The sequence below is a fragment of the Priestia sp. ABM2_011 genome (assembly GCF_056158845.1).
In genome coordinates this window covers 84,798-107,441 of the sequence record NZ_JBSWUB010000001.1, presented here as the reverse complement: position 1 = coordinate 107,441, position 22,644 = coordinate 84,798, and the positions used below count along the sequence as shown (strand labels likewise).

Annotated in this window: 17 protein-coding genes, 9 tRNA genes and 3 rRNA genes; 25 read left to right on the top strand and 4 right to left on the bottom strand. The window is 41.0% G+C overall.

The features are described from left to right. The first annotated feature begins 139 nt into the window (after positions 1–139). From rplM to ACXAE4_RS00600, 5 genes are all read left to right on the top strand, one after another. Positions 140–577, top strand: coding sequence for a 50S ribosomal protein L13 (gene rplM / locus ACXAE4_RS00620; RefSeq protein ID WP_013054958.1), 438 nt, complete (start codon positions 140–142; stop codon positions 575–577). Between the two features lie 22 nt (positions 578–599). After that, positions 600–992 (top strand): 30S ribosomal protein S9, encoded by a 393-nt coding sequence (gene rpsI / locus ACXAE4_RS00615; protein ID WP_013054959.1) that lies wholly within the window; start codon positions 600–602, stop codon positions 990–992. A gap of 111 nt (positions 993–1,103) precedes the next feature. Then, complete coding sequence (locus ACXAE4_RS00610) at positions 1,104–1,526, top strand: DUF2521 family protein (protein ID WP_028412723.1); 423 nt, start codon at positions 1,104–1,106, stop codon at positions 1,524–1,526. A gap of 70 nt (positions 1,527–1,596) precedes the next feature. Next, complete coding sequence (cwlD, locus tag ACXAE4_RS00605; protein ID WP_014462005.1) at positions 1,597–2,304, top strand: N-acetylmuramoyl-L-alanine amidase CwlD; 708 nt, start codon at positions 1,597–1,599, stop codon at positions 2,302–2,304. A gap of 90 nt (positions 2,305–2,394) precedes the next feature. Then, positions 2,395–3,468: an Mrp/NBP35 family ATP-binding protein gene (locus tag ACXAE4_RS00600; protein WP_014462004.1), complete on the top strand. Its 1,074-nt coding sequence runs from the start codon at positions 2,395–2,397 to the stop codon at positions 3,466–3,468. A 38-nt stretch (positions 3,469–3,506) separates the two neighbouring features. Here ACXAE4_RS00600 and ACXAE4_RS00595 read toward each other — a convergent pair whose 3' ends face one another. After that, on the bottom strand, positions 3,507–4,415 hold the full coding sequence (locus ACXAE4_RS00595) for a LysR family transcriptional regulator (protein WP_154990935.1): 909 nt from the start codon (positions 4,413–4,415) through the stop codon (positions 3,507–3,509). A gap of 187 nt (positions 4,416–4,602) precedes the next feature. Then, on the bottom strand, positions 4,603–5,232 hold the full coding sequence (gene gerD / locus ACXAE4_RS00590; protein WP_028412722.1) for a spore germination lipoprotein GerD: 630 nt from the start codon (positions 5,230–5,232) through the stop codon (positions 4,603–4,605). Positions 5,233–5,377: 145 nt separating this feature from the next. Between gerD and ACXAE4_RS00585 the strand changes: the two genes are divergently transcribed. Further along, positions 5,378–5,998, top strand: a complete 621-nt coding sequence (locus ACXAE4_RS00585; RefSeq protein WP_028412721.1) for a KinB-signaling pathway activation protein — start codon at positions 5,378–5,380, stop codon at positions 5,996–5,998. Positions 5,999–6,042: 44 nt separating this feature from the next. Here the strand turns inward: ACXAE4_RS00585 and pdaB are convergent, their stop codons facing one another. After that, the gene (gene pdaB, locus ACXAE4_RS00580) at positions 6,043–6,807 is read right to left on the bottom strand and encodes a polysaccharide deacetylase family sporulation protein PdaB (RefSeq protein WP_028412720.1); all 765 of its coding nucleotides are present in this window, start codon (positions 6,805–6,807) and stop codon (positions 6,043–6,045) included. Between the two features lie 590 nt (positions 6,808–7,397). Here pdaB and ACXAE4_RS00575 point away from each other — a divergent pair. The 13 genes from ACXAE4_RS00575 (at position 7,398) to rocF (ending at position 14,173) form a co-directional block, all read left to right on the top strand. After that, positions 7,398–8,949, top strand: a 16S ribosomal RNA gene (locus ACXAE4_RS00575). A 225-nt stretch (positions 8,950–9,174) separates the two neighbouring features. Next, a 23S ribosomal RNA gene (locus tag ACXAE4_RS00570) occupies positions 9,175–12,110 on the top strand. A gap of 109 nt (positions 12,111–12,219) precedes the next feature. Continuing rightward, positions 12,220–12,335: ribosomal RNA gene (rrf, locus tag ACXAE4_RS00565) — 5S ribosomal RNA — on the top strand. Together the 16S, 23S and 5S rRNA genes with 9 tRNA genes alongside form the textbook arrangement of a ribosomal RNA operon. 9 nt (positions 12,336–12,344) lie before the next feature. Then, positions 12,345–12,419 (top strand) — tRNA-Asn (locus tag ACXAE4_RS00560). Between the two features lie 3 nt (positions 12,420–12,422). Continuing rightward, a tRNA-Glu gene (locus ACXAE4_RS00555) sits at positions 12,423–12,497 on the top strand. A 23-nt stretch (positions 12,498–12,520) separates the two neighbouring features. Beyond that, positions 12,521–12,596: transfer RNA gene (locus ACXAE4_RS00550), tRNA-Val, on the top strand. Between the two features lie 4 nt (positions 12,597–12,600). Then, positions 12,601–12,676: transfer RNA gene (locus ACXAE4_RS00545), tRNA-Thr, on the top strand. An 8-nt stretch (positions 12,677–12,684) separates the two neighbouring features. Beyond that, a tRNA-Tyr gene (locus ACXAE4_RS00540) sits at positions 12,685–12,768 on the top strand. Positions 12,769–12,775: 7 nt separating this feature from the next. Further along, a tRNA-Gln gene (locus tag ACXAE4_RS00535) sits at positions 12,776–12,850 on the top strand. Positions 12,851–12,854: 4 nt separating this feature from the next. Next, positions 12,855–12,927, top strand: a tRNA-Lys gene (locus tag ACXAE4_RS00530). Positions 12,928–12,936: 9 nt separating this feature from the next. After that, positions 12,937–13,011: transfer RNA gene (locus tag ACXAE4_RS00525), tRNA-Gly, on the top strand. A gap of 23 nt (positions 13,012–13,034) precedes the next feature. Next, positions 13,035–13,110 (top strand) — tRNA-Ala (locus tag ACXAE4_RS00520). Between the two features lie 163 nt (positions 13,111–13,273). Beyond that, positions 13,274–14,173 (top strand): arginase, encoded by a 900-nt coding sequence (rocF, locus tag ACXAE4_RS00515; RefSeq protein WP_028411907.1) that lies wholly within the window; start codon positions 13,274–13,276, stop codon positions 14,171–14,173. Between the two features lie 82 nt (positions 14,174–14,255). Here the strand turns inward: rocF and ACXAE4_RS00510 are convergent, their stop codons facing one another. Next, positions 14,256–14,426, bottom strand: a complete 171-nt coding sequence (locus tag ACXAE4_RS00510; protein WP_223260213.1) for an aspartyl-phosphate phosphatase Spo0E family protein — start codon at positions 14,424–14,426, stop codon at positions 14,256–14,258. A gap of 155 nt (positions 14,427–14,581) precedes the next feature. On the opposite strand from ACXAE4_RS00510, the gene sigW reads away from it, so the two are divergent. The 6 genes from sigW to glmS all read left to right on the top strand — a co-directional run bounded on the left by sigW (position 14,582) and on the right by glmS (position 21,935). Further along, entirely contained in the window at positions 14,582–15,145 is a 564-nt protein-coding gene (sigW, locus tag ACXAE4_RS00505; RefSeq protein WP_013054969.1) for an RNA polymerase sigma factor SigW, read from the top strand. 14 nt (positions 15,146–15,159) lie between these two features. Next, positions 15,160–15,765, top strand: a complete 606-nt coding sequence (locus ACXAE4_RS00500; protein WP_013081391.1) for an anti-sigma factor family protein — start codon at positions 15,160–15,162, stop codon at positions 15,763–15,765. A gap of 191 nt (positions 15,766–15,956) precedes the next feature. Then, positions 15,957–16,778, top strand: a complete 822-nt coding sequence (gene cdaA, locus ACXAE4_RS00495; protein ID WP_013054971.1) for a diadenylate cyclase CdaA — start codon at positions 15,957–15,959, stop codon at positions 16,776–16,778. After that, a complete protein-coding gene (locus tag ACXAE4_RS00490; RefSeq protein WP_154990938.1) occupies positions 16,771–18,327 on the top strand; it encodes a CdaR family protein in 1,557 nt (518 codons plus the stop codon). The genes cdaA and ACXAE4_RS00490 overlap by 8 nt, the downstream gene beginning before the upstream one ends. A gap of 28 nt (positions 18,328–18,355) precedes the next feature. Next, entirely contained in the window at positions 18,356–19,702 is a 1,347-nt protein-coding gene (glmM, locus tag ACXAE4_RS00485; RefSeq protein ID WP_028411905.1) for a phosphoglucosamine mutase, read from the top strand. A 430-nt stretch (positions 19,703–20,132) separates the two neighbouring features. Continuing rightward, entirely contained in the window at positions 20,133–21,935 is a 1,803-nt protein-coding gene (glmS, locus tag ACXAE4_RS00480) for a glutamine--fructose-6-phosphate transaminase (isomerizing) (RefSeq protein WP_014461996.1), read from the top strand. Positions 21,936–22,644: the final 709 nt, after the last annotated feature.

Sequence of the window (22,644 nt, the reverse complement as noted above, 5' to 3'; positions counted from 1 at the left end):
CTTGACATTAGTAGCTTAAAGATATAATATATCATATGGTATGTATTTTAACCCCACGGTTAGCCCCGGAAATTAATCGTGTTGAAATAGAAGGTTGAAATAATTTTATAATTGATGATGAAAATTAGGAGGGAAACTCATGCGTACAACTTTCATGGCGAAAGCAAACGAAGTAGAGCGTAAATGGTATGTTGTCGATGCTGAAGGTAAAACTTTAGGTCGTTTAGCAAGTGAAGTAGCATCAATCTTACGCGGTAAACATAAACCAACTTTTACACCACATGTTGATACTGGTGATCACGTGATCCTTATCAATGCGTCAAAAATCGAATTAACAGGTAAAAAATTAACTGATAAAATTTATTACCGTCACAGCATGCACCCAGGTGGTTTGAAACAACGTACAGCATTAGAAATGCGTACTAACTACTCTGAGAAAATGCTTGAATTAGGAATCAAAGGCATGCTTCCAAAAGGTAGCCTAGGCCGTCAAATGTTCAAAAAATTACATGTGTATGCTGGTGAAACACATCCACATGAAGCACAAAAACCAGAAGTTTACGAACTTCGCGGATAATTAATAAGAGGAGGTTATTATCTTGGCACAGGTACAATATTACGGAACTGGTCGTCGTAAAAGCTCTGTTGCTCGTGTACGTTTAGTACCAGGTAACGGTCGCGTAACAATCAACGGTCGTGAAATCGAAGAATACATTCCATTTGCTGCACTACGTGAAGTAGTAAAACAACCACTTGCTTTAACTGAAACTGTAGGTAACTATGACGTATTTGTAAACGTTAATGGTGGAGGTTATGCAGGTCAAGCTGGCGCTATTCGTCACGGAATCTCTCGTGCTTTATTAGAAGCAGACCCTGAATACCGTGGAACATTAAAACGTGCTGGTCTATTAACTCGTGACGCTCGTGCGAAAGAACGTAAAAAATACGGTCTTAAAGGCGCTCGTCGTGCACCACAATTCTCAAAACGTTAATTTTATATTACGTTTCAAGCCTTGGTCTTTGGACCAAGGCTTTTTTTATTTGTTGTTTGCGTATGAGACGAAGGCTTGTGCAGACAATATGTAAAAAAGGGAGGCGTTATCGTGAACGAGGTTACATATTTAAAAGAAAAACGTTATGAAAAAGAAATGAAATATGAACGCAAAGTCCTAAGGGAACTATCGTTTGATTTGCTTCAAGAGAGGCTGCGCCGTTATTTTCATCCAATGTTTCAGTGGAATATGCTAGGAGACGAACATGTGGAGGAGTACTGTCTTGACATTGCTATCGAATCATTTTTATTAGGTGCCCGGGTGAGTAAACGTGGTAAAGGCTACGAAGATGTTCAGAAGCACAGTAAGCAAGAAGAGTCTCTTTTAATTGATACATTGTACGGAGCCGTCAGCATGTCTGTAACAGATCTTTATCAAGATGGTCTGTATTATTTGTGTCAAGGATATGTGCAAGACTGGTGGAAAGAAGGTTATCGAACCGCAGAAAAAAGACGCCGTTTACGTTTGCATTAAAAAGTACTCATAATTCCCGTTCTTGTCCCATATAGAAATAAATAGGTGAGGCAAGAAGGGAAGGGATAAAATGTCTAAAGTAAAAATAATGAGCACAATTATAGCGCTTCTTGTTCTTTTTGTCATTGTACAATATCAAATAGATCATAGAACATCATCCGGTTCGCTTTCACTTCCTCTTAGCGGGAAAGTTATTGTACTAGATCCTGGACATGGCGGTGTTGATGGAGGAGCGGTAGGAGAGGATGAGGTGCTTGAAAAAGAAATAACTCTTAAAATTTCGTTAATGCTTCGAGACTATCTGCAAGAGCAAGGGGCACTTGTTATTATGACGAGAGAAAAAGACGAAGACCTAGCGGCCAAAGATACAAGAGGATACAGTCGCAGAAAAGTAGAAGACTTAAAAAATCGCTTAACGATGATTAATAAATCCAACGCTGATTTGTACTTAAGTATTCACTTGAATGCTATTCCATCCTCTGCGTGGAGAGGGGCTCAAACTTTCTATTACGGATCCCTAAAAGAAAACGAGCAAGTGGCCAAACTCATTCAACAAGAGCTAAGAAATAATCTGGACAATACGACCCGTGAAGCAAAAGCTATTCAAACTCTTTACCTTCTTAAGCATTCTAAGCCACCCGGTGCTTTGGTTGAAGTAGGATTCTTGTCAAATCCTACAGAACGTAAAATGCTTCAATCGAAACGCTATCAAAAAAAGTTAGCTGAATCCATTTATGAAGGAGTCAGCCGGTATTTTACTGGAGAAAAGCCTAAATAAAAAGCATAGCACCCTTCTATTCAGAAAAATCTAATATGTATGATATACTTGATAGTATAAATAAATAGATTTTAACATGGTGGTGGGAGTATGCTAACGGAAAAGCAAGTAAAAGAAGTAGTAGGGGAAATTACAGATCCATTTTTAAATAAAAAACTATCAGAAACAGATGCGATTAAAGAAATAACAATCAAAGCTGAAAAACAGCATATAAGCCTGAAGATTGCTGTTGCAAAAACAGGTACGAGTGAACAGTTGAGCCTGCAAGGCACAATTGTAGAAGAATTAAAAAAAGCAGGTGTACAGTCGGTTGGACTGCGATTTGTTGAGTTTACGCCTGAGGAACTTCAGCAGTACCGAGCTGAGCAGCCGAATACTGGCAACTTACTAACTAGTCCGAATGCACCTGAATTTATTGCTATTGCCAGCGGTAAAGGAGGCGTTGGTAAATCAACAGTCTCTGTTAACTTAGCCGTTTCTCTAGCTCGTTTAGGAAAAAAAGTTGGTTTAATTGATGCTGACATTTATGGATTCAGCGTCCCAGACATGATGGGAATCACACAACGTCCTGTAGTAGAAGGTGAAAAGATTATTCCAGTTGATCGTTTCGGAGTAAAAGTTATTTCCATGGGCTTCTTTGTAGAAGATAATTCACCTGTTATCTGGCGAGGACCTATGCTCGGAAAAATGTTGACGAGCTTCTTTACAGAAGTTGAATGGGGAGAATTAGATTATCTTTTACTAGACTTACCCCCAGGAACAGGTGATGTCGCATTAGACGTTCACTCCATGCTTCCTGCTTGTAAAGAAGTGATTATTACAACACCACATCCTACAGCGGCATTTGTTGCAGCTAGAGCGGGTGCTATGGCTTTGAAAACCGATCATGAGGTCATTGGAGTTGTAGAAAATATGGCTTACTTTGAAAGCCAGCTAACAGGGGAAAAAGAGTATGTATTTGGTAAAGGCGGGGGTCCAAAACTGGCTGAGGAACTTCAGACAGAGCTGTTAGGACAGCTTCCGTTAAGTCAGCCTGATTGGAATGAAGAAGATTTTGCACCTTCCATTTACGACGAATCGCATCGTTTAGGTCAAATATATGGAGAGATTGCAAGCAAGATTGCATTTATTTGCGAAAATGAAAAAGCAGCAACAGGAAAATAATAAAAAGCACGCGCTGTTCGAGCGCGTGCTTTTTATTATTATACAGAGAGTTCAATCTGCGTCTTTTTTAAATCAAATGCGATGTTTTGTTTTAAGAGAGCTAAAAATGTTTTTCCAGCTGTACTTACGGTGTGAGACTGGTGCTTTAAAATGCCGATTGCAGGCCCCTCATGTAAGTCATGAATCGTTTTAACCACCACTTGATCCGGCGGAAGAGTTGCGCTTATTTGTGGAACAACGGCTATTCCTAAGTTTTCTTTTACAAAATGCTGAAGTGTGCTAATAGTGCCTAACTGGACTTTAGCAGGCAGCTGTCCTGTTCGTTCAAAGATTAGCTGCTCAATTTTCTTTTGAACGGAAGATTGCCCAGCTGTAATCAGCGTTTCGTGTATTAAATCTTTTGCAAAGATTGTTTTTCTTTTTGTTAGCGCATGATTGAATGGTAGTAGCAGCACAAGTTTTTCCGTTAGCAATGCCTCAAACTCTATATCTCTGAACGATTCTGATACAGTGCCAATCGCGAAATCAATTTCTTGATTGCGTATATGTTGATGAAGGTGCTTTTCGTCTGCAACGAGTAAGCTAATTTCTGTGTTGGGATATCTTTTTTTAAATAATGAGAGAATGGAAGGCAGTCGACTGCTTGCTGTAGGCTCTGCAGCACCTATACGGATCGTGCCAGCTTCGCCTGTTGAATAATCCTTTAAGGTATTATTTAGATATTCATATTCCTTTAGTAAAATATTTGCCCGTTCGTAAAAGATTTTACCTGCTTCAGTAAGTTTAATGCTTTTTCCTCGTTCTAAAAGCTTAAATCCTAGTTCGGATTCTAACTTTTGAATGTGCAGTGTAATGGTAGGCTGAGAGTACTTTAAATATTCAGCGGCTAATTGAAAGCTTCCTAAACGAACAATGGTTTGAAACGTTTTAATAACGCGAAATTCCATCGAATTCCCTCCTTTTGCTATAAAACGATTGTGTTAATTTCTAATATTTTACCATAAAGCTAAGAATTAAAGTTTACAATTCCAATAAAAATACTAAGTATTAAAAAATATAAAGAAGTCATTTAGGTTTTTTAATAAAAATAAATGACATAATTAAATACGCATCTCATGTGAGATGCGTATTTAATCACTGCTGTTGCTGTTCTCCCCCTGAGTCAGATCCAGCGGAAGAAGAACCACTATCGTCGCTGCTTTGTTTTTGTCCACCTTGTGTTTCTTCAGCGGCTTTCAAAAGAATGTCTTGAATTTTAGATTGATAAAGAGGGCTATCAAACGTTTCGGTCATAATCTTTTGTAAATAAGTGCGATATTCTTTACTCTTTAAAACAGTCAGTACTTCTTTTTCCATAGCCGGATCCTTTAAAACATCTTGAAGCATTCCTTGATATTCAGGATCTTTCATTAGTTGTTTGATGACCGTCTTATTTTCTTTTTCCAAACTTTTAGCAAAGCTTTCAGCAAACTTCGGATCATCCATGGCTTTTTTCCAAAATTCCACGCCCTTATCTGATACTAAGGTTTGAGAAATTGTATCTTTTATCGCGTTTTGATCCATTAAAATATCTTGTCTAACAGAAGGGTCTTTCATAATTGCCTCGACTGCTTTTTTTCCTTCATCTGTTTTTAAAATATCAACAACCATTTTCTTTGTTTGATCATAATCCATACCATTGTTCTCTTCATCTTGCGGTGCACAGGCTGTAGCTAAAAGCATACACATTCCTATATAAATGAGGAGCATGAGTCGCTTTTTCATAGTAATGAGCTCCTTTCCTAATATGCTTACGCTTAATATGAGATAATCAAGGTTTTTTATTCATAAAAGAGCTCTAGATTTTTCAAAACGTGATTGGTACAATTTATGAAAAGGTACAATTTTGTAACTTATGGGGGAGATGGAAGTGAATAGTCGAAATTGGGTTCGTCTATTTCTAACCACGTTAGCTGTTGGGGGTATAAGTACAGCTGTTGTTGGGTTTGCGGTGCGCTGGGGGGAATACGGTCACTTATTTCAACAAGGAAAGATAGGAGAAATTGTTGCTGTTTTAACATGGCTCGTAGGCGTAGGGTTTATTTTTAGTTTAATTAGCCAAATGGGGTTCTTTGCATATTTAACTATTCACCGATTTGGGTTGGGAATTTTTAAATCTGCATCTCTTTGGAAATCGGTTCAAATTGTATTTGTTTTATTTGTATTATTTGACGTTGCTTATTTTCGATATAAGTTCTTTCAACAAGCGGGAGAAGGCATAGGTAAGTATATTTTGTTAAGCGTTTTCTTGTTAGCGGTGGGGTTGTTAGTGGCGTATGCAAAGAAAAAGCAGACGAATAAAGAGGCTTTTGTACCAGCGCTGTTTTTTATGATTGTTGTAACGACAATTGAATGGTTCCCAGCGCTGCGAACGAATGAAGAAAGCTGGCTTTACCTTATGTTGTTTCCACTTCTAATTTGTAATATGTATCAACTTCTTATTTTGCCGAAACTTCTTACGCACGCAAGAATAGCAAAAGCAGACAAATAGTATATTTGTCTGCTTTTGCTTTCCATATACAGTGGGAATAAATCTTAGCGGATATCTTTTACTTGGGTTTTTGAATTTGAAATTAATGTTGAAATACTTACGTTTGAGACTTTTTTATTTTGTAATGAATTCTTGATATATGGAATAGCCTTTGCTGTTTGTTGAGCGGAGTCAGACGCGTGCAGCAATATAATATCTCCCCCGTCTAAAGGCTTTGTAACATTCGAGACAATTTTTTCAACCCCTGGATTTGTCCAGTCTTTAGAATCAATGCTCCAGTGAACAGTAGTATATCCTATATCTGCTGTTAATTTTAAGATGTCTTTATTAAATTGCCCGTTAGGAGGACGAAGAAGGTGAACATCTTTAAGGCCTAGAGAATCAAAGACTTTCTTTGATTTTGCAAGATCCTGTCTAATCTCATTAGGTTTTAGGCTTGTATAAGAAGTATAGTCATAGCCCATTGTGCCAATTTCGTGACCTTCTTTCTTAATGCGCTCTACAATATCTGGGTGACGTTCAGCCCATGAAGCAGATAAAAAGAAAGTAGCATGTTCAATATGCTGTCTTTTTAGTTCATTCAGAATGGGAATAGCTCTTTCATCTCCCCAGCTGATGTTAAAGGTCAGAGCAACTTCCGGATTTTTATCATCCGCCTTATAAACAGCTCTTGGACCGTTATCCGTTGAAAACACGGGAAAGTGAAACGTCTGCTGAGCATAGAGAAAAAAACTTGTAAAAAACGCAGCAACTACGATAAGCATGGTCTGTTTGATTCTTTTGGCTCGAATAGTATAAAACATATTCATTTTGTCACCTCATTTAATAAGTAGTACTTGTCTAATTTGTATGCGTTTTGTCTACAATTAATAACAGGTAAGGAAAAGAACAACTGATTTTATTTTGATGTGTGAGAATCAATGTCGCAAAAAGCAGGTGAATCAATGAAAATTTGTTTATTTAATCAGGTGGAGTGTTTAGAGTTAGAAGCACTACTTAGAGAAGAAATAAAGAGATCAAACGTTGCTTTTCAACAAAGTTTGAATCATGTAGTTCTTGAACGAAACATTCAAGAAAAGTATCAAATCCTTTCAAAGATCTTGCTAAGATTCGGCGAAAGCAGGGAAGTAAATAAGATTTTTTGATAAAACAAAAAAAACTTTTCAAAAAGTGTTGACTTTTATATAGCACAGATGTTAAATTATTAAATGTCGCTGATGAGTGATTGGAAAACAATCGCAATTCATCAGAAATAAAATATTGAAAAGTTGTTGACAAATGAAAGACAACTTGTTAATATAAGAAAGTCGCTCAAGAGCGGCGGTTGAACTTTGAAAACTGAACAAAGCGACAAACGTCAACGTTAATTTTTATTTTTTAAATGAGAAAGTCAAACATTTCTTCGGAGAGTTTGATCCTGGCTCAGGATGAACGCTGGCGGCGTGCCTAATACATGCAAGTCGAGCGAACTGATTAGAAGCTTGCTTCTATGACGTTAGCGGCGGACGGGTGAGTAACACGTGGGCAACCTGCCTGTAAGACTGGGATAACTTCGGGAAACCGAAGCTAATACCGGATAGGATCTTCTCCTTCATGGGAGATGATTGAAAGATGGTTTCGGCTATCACTTACAGATGGGCCCGCGGTGCATTAGCTAGTTGGTGAGGTAACGGCTCACCAAGGCAACGATGCATAGCCGACCTGAGAGGGTGATCGGCCACACTGGGACTGAGACACGGCCCAGACTCCTACGGGAGGCAGCAGTAGGGAATCTTCCGCAATGGACGAAAGTCTGACGGAGCAACGCCGCGTGAGTGATGAAGGCTTTCGGGTCGTAAAACTCTGTTGTTAGGGAAGAACAAGTACGAGAGTAACTGCTCGTACCTTGACGGTACCTAACCAGAAAGCCACGGCTAACTACGTGCCAGCAGCCGCGGTAATACGTAGGTGGCAAGCGTTATCCGGAATTATTGGGCGTAAAGCGCGCGCAGGCGGTTTCTTAAGTCTGATGTGAAAGCCCACGGCTCAACCGTGGAGGGTCATTGGAAACTGGGGAACTTGAGTGCAGAAGAGAAAAGCGGAATTCCACGTGTAGCGGTGAAATGCGTAGAGATGTGGAGGAACACCAGTGGCGAAGGCGGCTTTTTGGTCTGTAACTGACGCTGAGGCGCGAAAGCGTGGGGAGCAAACAGGATTAGATACCCTGGTAGTCCACGCCGTAAACGATGAGTGCTAAGTGTTAGAGGGTTTCCGCCCTTTAGTGCTGCAGCTAACGCATTAAGCACTCCGCCTGGGGAGTACGGTCGCAAGACTGAAACTCAAAGGAATTGACGGGGGCCCGCACAAGCGGTGGAGCATGTGGTTTAATTCGAAGCAACGCGAAGAACCTTACCAGGTCTTGACATCCTCTGACAACTCTAGAGATAGAGCGTTCCCCTTCGGGGGACAGAGTGACAGGTGGTGCATGGTTGTCGTCAGCTCGTGTCGTGAGATGTTGGGTTAAGTCCCGCAACGAGCGCAACCCTTGATCTTAGTTGCCAGCATTTAGTTGGGCACTCTAAGGTGACTGCCGGTGACAAACCGGAGGAAGGTGGGGATGACGTCAAATCATCATGCCCCTTATGACCTGGGCTACACACGTGCTACAATGGATGGTACAAAGGGCTGCAAGACCGCGAGGTCAAGCCAATCCCATAAAACCATTCTCAGTTCGGATTGTAGGCTGCAACTCGCCTACATGAAGCTGGAATCGCTAGTAATCGCGGATCAGCATGCCGCGGTGAATACGTTCCCGGGCCTTGTACACACCGCCCGTCACACCACGAGAGTTTGTAACACCCGAAGTCGGTGGAGTAACCGTAAGGAGCTAGCCGCCTAAGGTGGGACAGATGATTGGGGTGAAGTCGTAACAAGGTAGCCGTATCGGAAGGTGCGGCTGGATCACCTCCTTTCTAAGGATTTTTACATGACGTACGTTTTGACACTTTGTTCAGTTTTGAGAGTTCAATCTCTCAATTATAGAAAGCACACTACTTTCTTCTTATTAGATAAGAAGAATTTTGGTTGCGATTGTTCTTTGAAAACTAGATAACAGTAATTGCTGAGGAAAAGTGAAACTTTTCTTTAATCAAACCAATAAATAACACAACTTTATGTTGTACCATTTATTCGCTAATGGTTAAGTTAGAAAGGGCGCACGGTGAATGCCTTGGCACTAGGAGCCGATGAAGGACGGGACTAACACCGATATGCTTCGGGGAGCTGTAAGTGAGCTTTGATCCGGAGATTTCCGAATGGGGAAACCCACTGTTCGTAATGGAACAGTATCTTTATCTGAATACATAGGATATTGAAGGCAGACCCGGGGAACTGAAACATCTAAGTACCCGGAGGAAGAGAAAGCAAATGCGATTTCCTGAGTAGCGGCGAGCGAAACGGAATTAGCCCAAACCAAGAGGCTTGCCTCTTGGGGTTGTAGGACACTCTATACGGAGTTACAAAGGAACGAAGTAAATGAAGCGACCTGGAAAGGTCCGTCGAAGAAGGTAACAACCCTGTAGTTGAAACTTCGTTCCCTCTTGAGTGGATCCTGAGTACGGCGGAACACGTGAAATTCCGTCGGAAGCTGGGAGGACCATCTCCCAAGGCTAAATACTACCTAGTGACCGATAGTGAACCAGTACCGTGAGGGAAAGGTGAAAAGCACCCCGGAAGGGGAGTGAAAGAGATCCTGAAACCGTGTGCCTACAAGTAGTCAGAGCCCGTTAACGGGTGATGGCGTGCCTTTTGTAGAATGAACCGGCGAGTTACGATCCCATGCAAGGTTAAGCTGATAAGGCGGAGCCGTAGCGAAAGCGAGTCTGAATAGGGCGTTTAGTATGTGGTTGTAGACCCGAAACCAGGTGATCTACCCATGTCCAGGGTGAAGTTCAGGTAACACTGAATGGAGGCCCGAACCCACGCACGTTGAAAAGTGCGGGGATGAGGTGTGGGTAGCGGAGAAATTCCAATCGAACCTGGAGATAGCTGGTTCTCTCCGAAATAGCTTTAGGGCTAGCCTCATGTTGTAAGAGTCTTGGAGGTAGAGCACTGATTGGACTAGGGGCCCCCAACGGGTTACCGAATTCAGTCAAACTCCGAATGCCAAAGACTTATCCATGGGAGTCAGACTGCGAGTGATAAGATCCGTAGTCAAAAGGGAAACAGCCCAGACCACCAGCTAAGGTCCCCAAGTATACGTTAAGTGGAAAAGGATGTGGAGTTGCTTAGACAACCAGGATGTTGGCTTAGAAGCAGCCACCATTTAAAGAGTGCGTAATAGCTCACTGGTCGAGTGACTCTGCGCCGAAAATGTACCGGGGCTAAACGTATCACCGAAGCTGTGGATTGACATCTTTGATGTCAGTGGTAGGAGAGCGTTCTAAGTGCTGTGAAGTCAGACCGTAAGGACTGGTGGAGCGCTTAGAAGTGAGAATGCCGGTATGAGTAGCGAAAGACAAGTGAGAATCTTGTCCACCGAATGCCTAAGGTTTCCTGAGGAAGGCTCGTCCGCTCAGGGTTAGTCGGGACCTAAGCCGAGGCTGAAAAGCGTAGGCGATGGCCAACAGGTTGATATTCCTGTACCACCTCCCCGCCGTTTGAGTAATGGGGGGACGCAGTAGGATAGGGTAAGCGCGCTGCTGGATATGCGCGTTCAAGCAGTTAGGCTGATGAGTAGGCAAATCCGCTCATCATAAAGGCTGAGCTGTGATGACGAGGGAATTATAGTACCGAAGTTCCTGATTCCACACTGCCAAGAAAAGCCTCTAGCGAGGCGGGAGGTGCCCGTACCGCAAACCGACACAGGTAGGCGAGGAGAGAATCCTAAGGTGATCGAGAGAACTCTCGTTAAGGAACTCGGCAAAATGACCCCGTAACTTCGGGAGAAGGGGTGCTCTGGTAGGGTGTATAGCCCGAGAGAGCCGCAGTGAATAGGCCCAGGCGACTGTTTAGCAAAAACACAGGTCTCTGCGAAGCCGCAAGGCGAAGTATAGGGGCTGACGCCTGCCCGGTGCTGGAAGGTTAAGAGGAGGGGTTATCCTTTGGGAGAAGCTCTGAATCGAAGCCCCAGTAAACGGCGGCCGTAACTATAACGGTCCTAAGGTAGCGAAATTCCTTGTCGGGTAAGTTCCGACCCGCACGAAAGGCGTAACGATCTGGGCACTGTCTCAACGAGAGACTCGGTGAAATTATAGTACCTGTGAAGATGCAGGTTACCCGCGACAGGACGGAAAGACCCCGTGGAGCTTTACTGTAGCCTGATATTGAATTTTGGTACAGCTTGTACAGGATAGGTAGGAGCCTGAGAAGCCGGAGCGCTAGCTTCGGTGGAGGCGTCGGTGGGATACTACCCTGGCTGTATTGAAATTCTAACCCGCGGCCCTGATCGGGCCGGGAGACAGTGTCAGGTGGGCAGTTTGACTGGGGCGGTCGCCTCCTAAAATGTAACGGAGGCGCCCAAAGGTTCCCTCAGAATGGTTGGAAATCATTCGTAGAGTGTAAAGGCACAAGGGAGCTTGACTGCGAGACCTACAAGTCGAGCAGGGACGAAAGTCGGGCTTAGTGATCCGGTGGTTCCGCATGGAAGGGCCATCGCTCAACGGATAAAAGCTACCCCGGGGATAACAGGCTTATCTCCCCCAAGAGTCCACATCGACGGGGAGGTTTGGCACCTCGATGTCGGCTCATCGCATCCTGGGGCTGTAGTCGGTCCCAAGGGTTGGGCTGTTCGCCCATTAAAGCGGTACGCGAGCTGGGTTCAGAACGTCGTGAGACAGTTCGGTCCCTATCCGTCGTGGGCGTAGGAAATTTGAGAGGAGCTGTCCTTAGTACGAGAGGACCGGGATGGACACACCGCTGGTGTACCAGTTGTCTTGCCAAAGGCATCGCTGGGTAGCTATGTGTGGACGGGATAAGTGCTGAAAGCATCTAAGCATGAAGCCCCCCTCAAGATGAGATTTCCCATAGCGCAAGCTAGTAAGATCCCTGAAAGATGATCAGGTTGATAGGTCAGAGGTGGAAGCGTGGCGACATGTGTAGCTGACTGATACTAATCGATCGAGGACTTAACCAAACTTTAAAAGCGTAAGCTTTACTCAGCAACCTGTTATCTAGTTTTGAAAGAACAAAACTTTTTCAAAAAAGTCTTGCTTTCTTTATCAAATCATGTATAATATAATTTGTCTGGTGGCGATAGCGAAGAGGTCACACCCGTTCCCATACCGAACACGGAAGTTAAGCTCTTTAGCGCCGATGGTAGTTGGGACTTTGTCCCTGTGAGAGTAGGACGTTGCCAGGCTATTATTATTCCACAGTAGCTCAGTGGTAGAGCTATCGGCTGTTAACCGATCGGTCGTAGGTTCGAGTCCTACCTGTGGAGCCAACTGGCCCGTTGGTCAAGCGGTTAAGACACCGCCCTTTCACGGCGGTAACACGGGTTCGAATCCCGTACGGGTCACCATTTATTTTTATCTACATAATAGTGGAGGATTAGCTCAGCTGGGAGAGCACCTGCCTTACAAGCAGGGGGTCGGCGGTTCGATCCCGTCATCCTCCACCACCGTGCCGGTGTAGCTCAACTGGTAGAGCAACTGACTTGTAATCAGTAGGTTGGGGGTTCAAGTCCTCTTGCCGGCACCATTTATATCGGAGGGGTAGCGAAGTGGCTAAACGCGGCGGACTGTAAATCCGCTCCTTCGGGTTCGGCAGTTCGAATCTGCCCCCCTCCACCATTTTTATTGGGCTATCGCCAAGCGGTAAGGCAACGGATTTTGATTCCGTCATGCGTTGGTTCGAATCCAGCTAGCCCAGCCATAGAGAGCCATTAGCTCAGTTGGTAGAGCATCTGACTTTTAATCAGAGGGTCGAAGGTTCGAGTCCTTCATGGCTCATTTTAATAAGCGGAAGTAGTTCAGTGGTAGAACACCACCTTGCCAAGGTGGGGGTCGCGAGTTCGAACCTCGTCTTCCGCTCCATTTCTATATAAAAAAAACATATTGGGGCCTTAGCTCAGCTGGGAGAGCGCCTGCCTTGCACGCAGGAGGTCAGCGGTTCGATCCCGCTAGGCTCCACCATACATATAAACGTACAACCTTTAAGCAATTTGCTTAAAGGTTTTTTTGTGTAGTTTCTACAAATTAGAATTGTATATATATTCAAAAAAGTGTCGAGTTGAGCCATCGCTCATTTAGCCGTTACAATAAGAGAGTAGCAACATTTGTGATGGGGGGACATATTATGAATAAGCTTTCAATTATTGGAGTACCAATGGATTTAGGTCAAACTCGCCGAGGGGTCGATATGGGGCCAAGTGCGATACGATATGCAGGTGTTATGGAACGCATCGAGAATATTGGATATAGTGTAGAAGATAAAGGGAATATTGAAATTGCCTTAGCTGAACGAGTACATAGTGATGAAAATACAAACTTAAAGAATTTAAAAGCTGTAGCGGATGCTAGCGAAAGACTTGCTCAGACCGTAAGTGATGTTATTACAAATAAAAGGTTTCCTTTAGTGCTAGGGGGAGATCACAGCATCGCTATCGGAACACTAGCAGGAGTAAGTCGTCATTATAAAAATTTGGGTGTAATTTGGTATGATGCACATGGAGATTTAAATACAGCAGATACGTCTCCTTCCGGAAATATTCACGGTATGCCATTGGCGGCAAGTATAGGTATAGGAGACGAAGCATTGACTCGAATTGGTGGCTATGCCCCTAAAGTCAAGCCCGAGAATATTGTGATTATCGGAGCCCGTTCTTTAGATGAAGGAGAAAAAGAGCTAATAAAGGAAAAAGGAATTAAAGTGTATACGATGCATGAGATAGATCGAATGGGTATGACAAAAGTAATGGAAGAAACAATTTTATATTTGCGTGATAAAACAGATGGCGTTCATCTATCACTCGATTTAGATGGACTGGATCCACATGATGCACCTGGAGTAGGAACGCCAGTTATCGGTGGAATAAGCTACAGAGAAAGTCATTTAGCTATGGAGATGTTGGCAGAATCTCAGCTAATCACTTCTGCCGAGTTTGTGGAAGTGAATCCTATTTTAGATGAGCGGAATAAAACAGCTACCGTAGCTGTTGCATTAATGGGCTCACTTTTAGGAGAAAAATTAGTATAAAACATTATTGCCTACCAAAAGGTACATGAAACAAATGTGAAGATAAAAAAAAGAAGCTCTTAGTTCAGATTCTAGAGCTTCTTTATATAGAGAAAAACTTTTCATATTCATTTAATAGACCATCTAGCTCTGAGCTTACTCTCACCACTGTTAGTGATGATAAAGGATTTTCTGCTGCAAGAGTGACCATGTTATTTCTACATTCTTCAATTTGATTCAAAAGGTTTTCTTTTGTATGAGTCAAGCTTTCCACTCCTCTTCTTTTCATCTATACTAATTACATAACCTACGTACGATCTTTTTAAACGTATTTGACAAATTTTTGTTAAAATAATCAAGCATAAGTGAAACTTTATGATAAAGTACACGTATATATACTATCCCGCAATGGGCGGAGGTAACCGTTACATGGATTTATTATTAAAAAGAAAAATAAAAAAAGTAAAAAAAGGTGACCAGGATGCGTTTGCTGACATAGTAGAATATCACAAGGATAAACTTTTTCATCTATGTTATCGAATGCTAGGAAACCGGGAAGAAGCGCAAGACGCTGCACAAGAAGCGTTTATTCGAGCCTATGTAAATATTCATAGCTATGACACGAGTAAAAAGTTTTCCACCTGGCTATATCGAATTGCTACAAATCTTTGTATTGATCGAATTCGTAAAAAAAAGCCAGACTATTATTTAGATGCAGAAGTAGCCGGGACCGACGGGTTAAATATGTACTCTCAAATAGCTGCCGATCAGGCCTTACCAGAGGAAGAGCTAGAGCAAGTAGAATTGCAAGAATTCATTCAGTCGGAAATATTAAAGCTACCTGAGAAATATCGAACTGTCATTGTCCTAAAATATATAGATGAGCTGTCGTTAAAAGAAATCAGCGATATTTTAGACCTGCCTCTTGGTACGGTAAAGACTAGAATTCACAGAGGACGTGAAGCTTTAAGAAATCGACTTCGCCACTTGTAAGGAGTGAACTAAGAATGAAATGTCCAAAAATGTATGTAAACCTCATTCATGAGCATTTAGATGGAGATATTACAAAAGAAAATGAACTGTTATTAAAAGAGCATTTGCACCAATGCAAAGGTTGTCAGCAGCATATGCATCAGTTAAAAAGAACGATTGCATTTGTGCAAAGCACTTCTCATATAGAATTACCTATGAACTTTACAGCAGGTGTTATGGCCGGGTTACCACGTGAGAAGAATCGAATTCGAATGAATAGATGGTTTACAAACCATCCGATTCTTAGTGCAGCTGCTGTATTTGTGCTGTTAATGTCCGGCACGGTGTTTTCAGCTTGGGAAACGGATGAAGACTTTTCCGTTTCAAAGCAGCCGAACCTGGTCATTCACGATAAAACAGTCGTTGTACCAAAAGGTGAGACCGTAAAAGGTGATATTACTGTGAGAAATGGCGATATTAAAATTGAAGGAAAAGTAGATGGAAACGTTACTGTTATACATGGTGATAAGTATCTAGCTTCTGCAGGAGAAGTGACAGGCAATATTGAAGAGTTAGACAAGATTTTTGACTGGGTATGGTATAACGTCAAAACTCATGCCAAGCAAGCTGTTGACTTTTAATAGTTAAACATAAAACCGTCCGCTTATCTTGTTAGAGAGGAACAGTGGACGGTTTTATTTATATAAAAAGAAGGCTACATTATATAGGAACAAGGATTTAAAAATAAGATGTAATTTACAGTGTAATTTTGTTTTATGGTATAATAAAACGGTTATGTTATCTTTATTACATATATAGAGGAAGTGAGAAGATGCCTATTGGAGACCTGCCAATCCTCTCATATTTAGGAAAAATTGTTGATGTTCTCCTGGTATGGTTCGTCATATATAAATTAATTATGGTCATAAGAGGTACAAAAGCAGTACAGCTTTTAAAAGGAATCACGGTAATTTTAGTTGTCCGCTTTATAAGTAACTTCCTTGGACTAAATACGTTGCAATGGTTAATGGACCAAGCGTTAACGTATGGATTTTTAGCTATTATTATTATCTTCCAGCCAGAGCTGCGCCGAGCGCTTGAACAGCTTGGGAGAGGACGTTTGTTTTCACGCAGTAATTTGCCTGAAGAAGATGAACGTACCGTTACGATTGAGGCGATTATAAAAGCAACGCATTATATGGCTAAAAGACGCATAGGTGCATTGATCTCAATTGAAAGAGAGACGGGTATGGGTGATTATATTGAAACAGGTATACCGCTCAACTCTAATATTTCTTCTGAATTATTAATCAACTTATTTATACCGAATACACCACTTCATGATGGAGCGGTTATTTTACAGCGGGATCAAGTAGCCGCTGCAGCATGTTACTTACCTTTATCTGAAAGTCCTTTTATTTCAAAAGAATTAGGTACTCGCCATCGTGCTGCTGTAGGAATAAGTGAAGTAACAGATAGTGTGACTGTCATTGTATCTGAAGAAACTGGAGGCATTTCCGTTACCAAAAACGGTGAATTGTATCGTGAATTGACCATTGATACATTAAGAGAAATGCTAGAAAAAGAATTAGTCACAACTTCTAAAGCAACTTCTTCCACTCGTTGGCAATGGAGGTTGAAGAAGAATGGATAAATTGATGAATCGATCGTGGGTTATGAAAATTATCGCGTTGCTGTTAGCCTTCATGTTATATTTATCTGTTAATTTAGATGATGGTGCCAGTTCATCAAATAAAATTCTGAACCGAAGCAGTTCTGCCAACACTGGAGTAGAAACATTAACAGATGTTCCGGTTCAAGTATCCTACAATGCGAAGAACAGAATTGTAAGAGGTGTTCCGGATACGGTCATTATGACACTGGAAGGTCCTAAAAATATTTTGGCTCAAACAAAGCTACAAAAAGATTATCAAGCTTATATTGACCTTGATAATTTAAGCTTAGGGCAGCATAGAGTTAAGGTTCAGTATCGAAATATCTCTGATAATTTAAACGTAGTGGTTAAGCCTGATATTGTAAATGTAACAATTGAAGAACGCGATTCAAAACAGTTTTCAGTAGAGGCAAGCTATGATAAAAATAAGGTCAAAAATGGGTATGAAGCAGGGGAAGCAACCGTTAGCCCAAGAGCCGTCACGGTAACGGGCGCATCAAGTCAATTAGACCAAGTTGCTTATGTAAAAGCTATTATTGATTTAGATAATGCTTCAAAAACAGTGACGAAACAAGCAACTGTTGTCGCATTAGACAAGAATTTAAATAAATTGAATGTAACAGTTCAACCAGAAACGGTCAATGTAACAATCCCGGTGAAAAATATTAGTAAAAAAGTGCCGATCGATGTGATTCAAGAAGGCACGCCAGGCGACGGTGTCAACATTACGAAGCTAGAGCCTAAAACAGATACCGTGAAAATTATCGGTCCATCTGATTCTTTAGAGAAAATCGATAAAATTGATAATATTCCAGTGGATGTTACCGGTATTACGAAATCTAAAGATATTAAGGTGAATGTCCCTGTTCCAGACGGAATAGATAGTGTAAGTCCTAAACAAATTACCGTTCATGTGGAAGTAGACAAACAAGGTGATGAGAAAGACGCAGAAGAAACGGACGCAAGTGCAGCTGAGACTAAGTCATTTAAGAATTTGCCGGTTTCTTTAACTGGTCAATCCTCAAAGTACACGTATGAACTGCTTTCTCCTACTTCAGTAGATGCGGATGTAAAAGGACCAAAATCTGATTTAGATAAGTTAACGAAAAGCGGCATTAGCTTGTCAGCGAATGTAGGGAATTTATCTGCTGGGGAGCACACGGTTCCTATTATAATAAATAGTCCTGACTCTGTTACATCAACACTATCGACTAAACAGGCAAAAGTTCGTGTAACAGCGAAAAAACAATCAGGGACAAATGATGAGCAAACGGATAAAGAAACAAGTGGAAGCACGAGCGATAAAGAAACAAAGCCAGACACGGGAACTGGATCAGGATCAGGAACAAATCCTGGGACGGGAAATTCAGGTGATTCAACTGATAAACCAAGCGAAGAGACTGATACACCTGAAGACAATACAGATACACCAACAGATAATACAGAAACTGGTGACGATAGTAGTAATCAAAGTGATGAAAATTCTACACCCGTAGATGGACAGACAGATAATACATCAGGAAACTAAATGTTTTGACATGAAGGAGAGAAAATTAATGGGTAAGTATTTTGGAACAGACGGAGTACGAGGAGTTGCCAATAGTGAATTAACTCCTGAGCTTGCTTTTAAAATTGGACGCTTAGGTGGTTACGTTCTAACAAAAGATGCAGAGCGACCAAAGGTATTAATCGGACGCGATACACGCGTTTCTGGTCACATGTTAGAAGGAGCGCTTGTTGCAGGCTTGCTTTCAATTGGTGCAGAAGTTATGCGATTAGGCGTTATTTCAACTCCAGGGGTAGCGTATTTAACAAAAGCACTTGGCGCACAAGCAGGAGTCATGATCTCTGCTTCACATAACCCAGTTCAAGATAACGGAATTAAATTCTTTGGTCCAGATGGATTTAAACTGTCAGATGCACAAGAGAATGAAATTGAAGCGTTAATGGATAGTGAAACAGATCAATTACCAAGACCTGTTGGGGGAGATTTAGGTCAGGTAAATGACTACTTCGAAGGTGGACAAAAATATCTTCAATACTTAAAACAAACGGTTGATGAAGACTTCTCAGGTATTCATGTTGCATTAGACTGTGCGCACGGAGCAACGTCATCGTTAGCAGCACATTTATTTGCAGATTTAGATGCGGATATCTCTACAATGGGGGCATCACCAAACGGATTAAACATCAATGACGGTGTAGGATCTACACATCCGGAAGCATTAAGTGCCTTCTTAAAAGAAAAAGGAGCGGATGTTGGGTTAGCATTTGATGGAGACGGAGATCGTTTAATCGCAATCGATGAAAAAGGCGAGATTGTAGACGGTGATCAAATCATGTTCATTTGTGCAAAGTACTTATATGAACAAGGACGTTTAAAGAAAAATACGCTTGTTTCTACCGTTATGAGTAACTTAGGCTTCTATAAAGCACTAGAAGCTAGCGGAATTGAAAGTGCACAAACGGGTGTAGGCGACCGTTATGTAGTAGAAGAAATGAAAGCTAATCAATATAACCTAGGTGGAGAACAGTCAGGTCATATTATTTTCTTAGATTACAACACAACAGGTGACGGTATGCTTTCAGCTATTCAGCTTGTAAACATTATGCAAGCAACGAAAAAGCCTTTATCAGAATTAGCAGCTGAAATGAAGAAGTATCCTCAGCTTCTTGTAAATGTAAAAGTAACGGATAAGCATCATGTTACAGATAACGAGAAGGTAAAAGTGGTTATTGAAGAAGTGGAAAAAGAAATGAACGGTAATGGCCGAGTACTTGTACGCCCTTCAGGAACAGAGCCGTTAGTACGTGTTATGGTTGAAGCACAAACACAAGAAGAATGTGAAACTTATGTAACGCGTATCGTAGAAGTGGTAAAAGAAGAAATGGGCTTAGAGTAATTCATTAATTATATGCATAAGCGGTGACGTTTCAAGCTGCTTATGCATATTTTTATATTGTTGAGAAAAATTCTTGGAAATTATCTGATGCTAAAGGCTGTTTTTACAGATAGTAAAGAAGATAATTGACGTTTTCTCACTTCTTATTGTAATATTAAATCTGTTCGTCTCTTAATTTATGTAAAGGAGTGAACAATCTATTTTAAAAGTGAATACAAAGCGCCTGAACTAAGTAAAGGGACGGAAACGACTTAGTTGACGAGGAGGAGGTTTATCGAAGTATCGGCGGATGCCTCCCGGTTGTTGATTATCACGGCCGAAAACTTGATGTGAAAAACAATGAGGTGACTTATTGGACAAAAGCATTGAGATGATAATCATTGATGATGAAAAGAGACTCTCTTTTCATACATGAAGGAGGATTTTATCTATGTGCGGAATTGTAGGATATATTGGAACAGAAGATTCGAAAGAAATTTTATTACGTGGTCTTGAAAAGTTAGAATATCGTGGTTATGACTCAGCAGGTATTGCAGTTGTTAACAATGAAGGCGTACACGTATTCAAAGAAAAAGGCCGTATTGCAGAATTGCGTCAGGCAGTAGATAACAGTGTTGTAGCACCAGCAGGTATCGGTCATACGCGTTGGGCAACTCATGGTGTACCAAGCCAAGAAAATGCTCACCCGCATCAAAGTACATCTGGACGCTTCACGCTTGTGCATAATGGTGTAATTGAAAACTACGCTATTTTAAAACGTGAATATTTACAAGATGTAACGTTCAAAAGCGAAACGGATACAGAAGTAATCGTTCAGTTAATTGAAAAAATCGCAGCAGAAGGCTTAGATGTAGAAGAAGCGTTCCGCAAGACAGTAAGTTTGCTTCACGGTTCTTATGCACTAGCTCTTGTTGATAACGAAGATAAAAATACAATCTACGTAGCTAAAAACAAAAGCCCGCTTCTTGTAGGTGTTGGCGAAGGATTTAACGTTGTAGCAAGCGATGCTATGGCAATGCTTCAAGTAACAGATCAGTACGTAGAATTAATGGATAAAGAAACAGTAATTGTTACAAAAGAAGGCGTAACAATTAAAACGCTTGATGGTGAAGTGGTAGAAAGAGCACCTTACACAGCAGAGCTTGATGCAAGTGATATTGAAAAAGGTACGTACCCTCACTATATGTTAAAAGAAATTGATGAGCAGCCTTTAGTTGTTCGTAAAATCATTCAAGAGTATCAAAATGAAAACAATGAACTGCACATTGATGCAGACATTTTAGGAGCAATGGATGAAGCAGACCGCATCTATATCGTAGCATGTGGAACAAGCTATCATGCAGGCCTAGTAGGTAAACAATTCATTGAAACGTGGGCGAAGGTTCCGGTAGAAGTGCACGTAGCAAGTGAATTCTCTTACAACATGCCGCTTTTATCTGAAAAGCCACTGTTTATCTTTATTTCTCAAAGTGGAGAAACAGCTGACAGCCGTGCAGTATTAGTTCAAATTAAAGAACTAGGTTACAAAGCGTTAACAATCACAAACGTTCCGGGATCAACATTATCTCGTGAATCTGATTATACGTTATTACTTCATGCAGGTCCGGAAATTGCTGTAGCATCAACAAAGGCTTATACAGCTCAATTAGCAGTCCTATCAATTCTAGCGGCTGTAACAGCAAAAACACGCGGCATTGAATTAGAATTTGATTTAGTTCAAGAGTTAGCAATCGTAGCAAACACAATGGAAGTACTTTGCGACGACAAAGAAGAAATGGAAAGCATTGCTCTTCAATTCTTAGCAACAACTCGCAACGCATTCTTTATTGGACGTTCTGTTGATTATTATGTAGGTTTAGAAGGCGCGTTAAAACTAAAAGAAATCTCTTACATTCAAGCAGAAGGATTTGCTGGAGGAGAGCTTAAGCACGGAACAATCGCTTTAATTGAAAACAACACGCCAATTATTGCATTAGCAACACAAGAACATGTAAACTTAAGCATCCGTGGTAACGTAAAAGAAGTAGTAGCACGTGGAGCTAATCCTTGTATCATTTCAATGAAAGGATTAGAAACAGAAGAAGATCGCTACGTGATTCCGAAAGTTCACGAAACACTTTCACCACTAGCAGCGGTTATTCCTTTACAATTAATCTCTTACTACGCTGCATTGCACCGCGATTGCGATGTAGATAAACCACGTAACTTAGCAAAATCAGTTACTGTAGAATAATAAGGTTCTAGACACCCTTCTATTATAGAAGGGTGTTTTTGTATATAATTCTCATTGAGCTAAAAAATATATTTGCTTGCTTCATTTATTTTATATAATAGAGTAGGTAAATGAACGAAACTCATTTATAAAAAAGGAAGTGAAAAGTATTAGTGGAGTAGCTCAAAGTATAAAGTACGTGTTGCGAGGCATCTTTTTTGTCTTGTATTTTCCCTTTTATTTTGTATTTCAAATTTTGTGTAAGATATGGATATATTTTATCGCTAAGCCCCTCATATGGATAGGAACAAGAATTATTCAACCTGTCATTGATTTCATTTGGAGATACATTATACGTTTTTTATTCGTTTATCCTATTTCTTGGCTATGGAGTGTCCTCATCTATCCTTTTATTCTCTTCGTTTGGAAACGATGTTTTTTGCCTATAACTAGATTTATATGGAAGTATGTTTTATACCCTGTTTTATACATGGTTTGTTACCCTTGTTATCTTCTATGGAAATATGTTGTGCTGCCATTTTACAATGAAATTGTTATTCCCGTGGTTTCATTTTGTCAGCGTATATTCTTCTGTTTTTGGAAAGGAGTTAAGTGGACATAATTCATATGATCTACTATCCCCTACGGTGGATTTGGGTGAGATGTATATACAAACCGCTGAAAAAGGTATATACAAAAATCATTCAGCCTGTTATCAAATGGTTTTCTC

What these genes read in the sequence shown, in the direction of transcription:
- rplM (WP_013054958.1), top strand. Translation starts at nt 140, where the DNA reads ATGCGTACAACTTTCATGGCGAAAGCAAACGAAGTAGAGCGTAAATGG.
- cwlD (WP_014462005.1), top strand. Translation starts at nt 1,597, where the DNA reads ATGTCTAAAGTAAAAATAATGAGCACAATTATAGCGCTTCTTGTTCTT.
- ACXAE4_RS00600 (WP_014462004.1), top strand. Translation starts at nt 2,395, where the DNA reads ATGCTAACGGAAAAGCAAGTAAAAGAAGTAGTAGGGGAAATTACAGAT.
- ACXAE4_RS00595 (WP_154990935.1), bottom strand. Translation starts at nt 4,415, where the DNA reads ATGGAATTTCGCGTTATTAAAACGTTTCAAACCATTGTTCGTTTAGGA.
- gerD (WP_028412722.1), bottom strand. Translation starts at nt 5,232, where the DNA reads ATGAAAAAGCGACTCATGCTCCTCATTTATATAGGAATGTGTATGCTT.
- pdaB (WP_028412720.1), bottom strand. Translation starts at nt 6,807, where the DNA reads ATGAATATGTTTTATACTATTCGAGCCAAAAGAATCAAACAGACCATG.
- rocF (WP_028411907.1), top strand. Translation starts at nt 13,274, where the DNA reads ATGAATAAGCTTTCAATTATTGGAGTACCAATGGATTTAGGTCAAACT.
- sigW (WP_013054969.1), top strand. Translation starts at nt 14,582, where the DNA reads ATGGATTTATTATTAAAAAGAAAAATAAAAAAAGTAAAAAAAGGTGAC.
- ACXAE4_RS00500 (WP_013081391.1), top strand. Translation starts at nt 15,160, where the DNA reads ATGAAATGTCCAAAAATGTATGTAAACCTCATTCATGAGCATTTAGAT.
- cdaA (WP_013054971.1), top strand. Translation starts at nt 15,957, where the DNA reads ATGCCTATTGGAGACCTGCCAATCCTCTCATATTTAGGAAAAATTGTT.
- ACXAE4_RS00490 (WP_154990938.1), top strand. Translation starts at nt 16,771, where the DNA reads ATGGATAAATTGATGAATCGATCGTGGGTTATGAAAATTATCGCGTTG.
- glmM (WP_028411905.1), top strand. Translation starts at nt 18,356, where the DNA reads ATGGGTAAGTATTTTGGAACAGACGGAGTACGAGGAGTTGCCAATAGT.
- glmS (WP_014461996.1), top strand. Translation starts at nt 20,133, where the DNA reads ATGTGCGGAATTGTAGGATATATTGGAACAGAAGATTCGAAAGAAATT.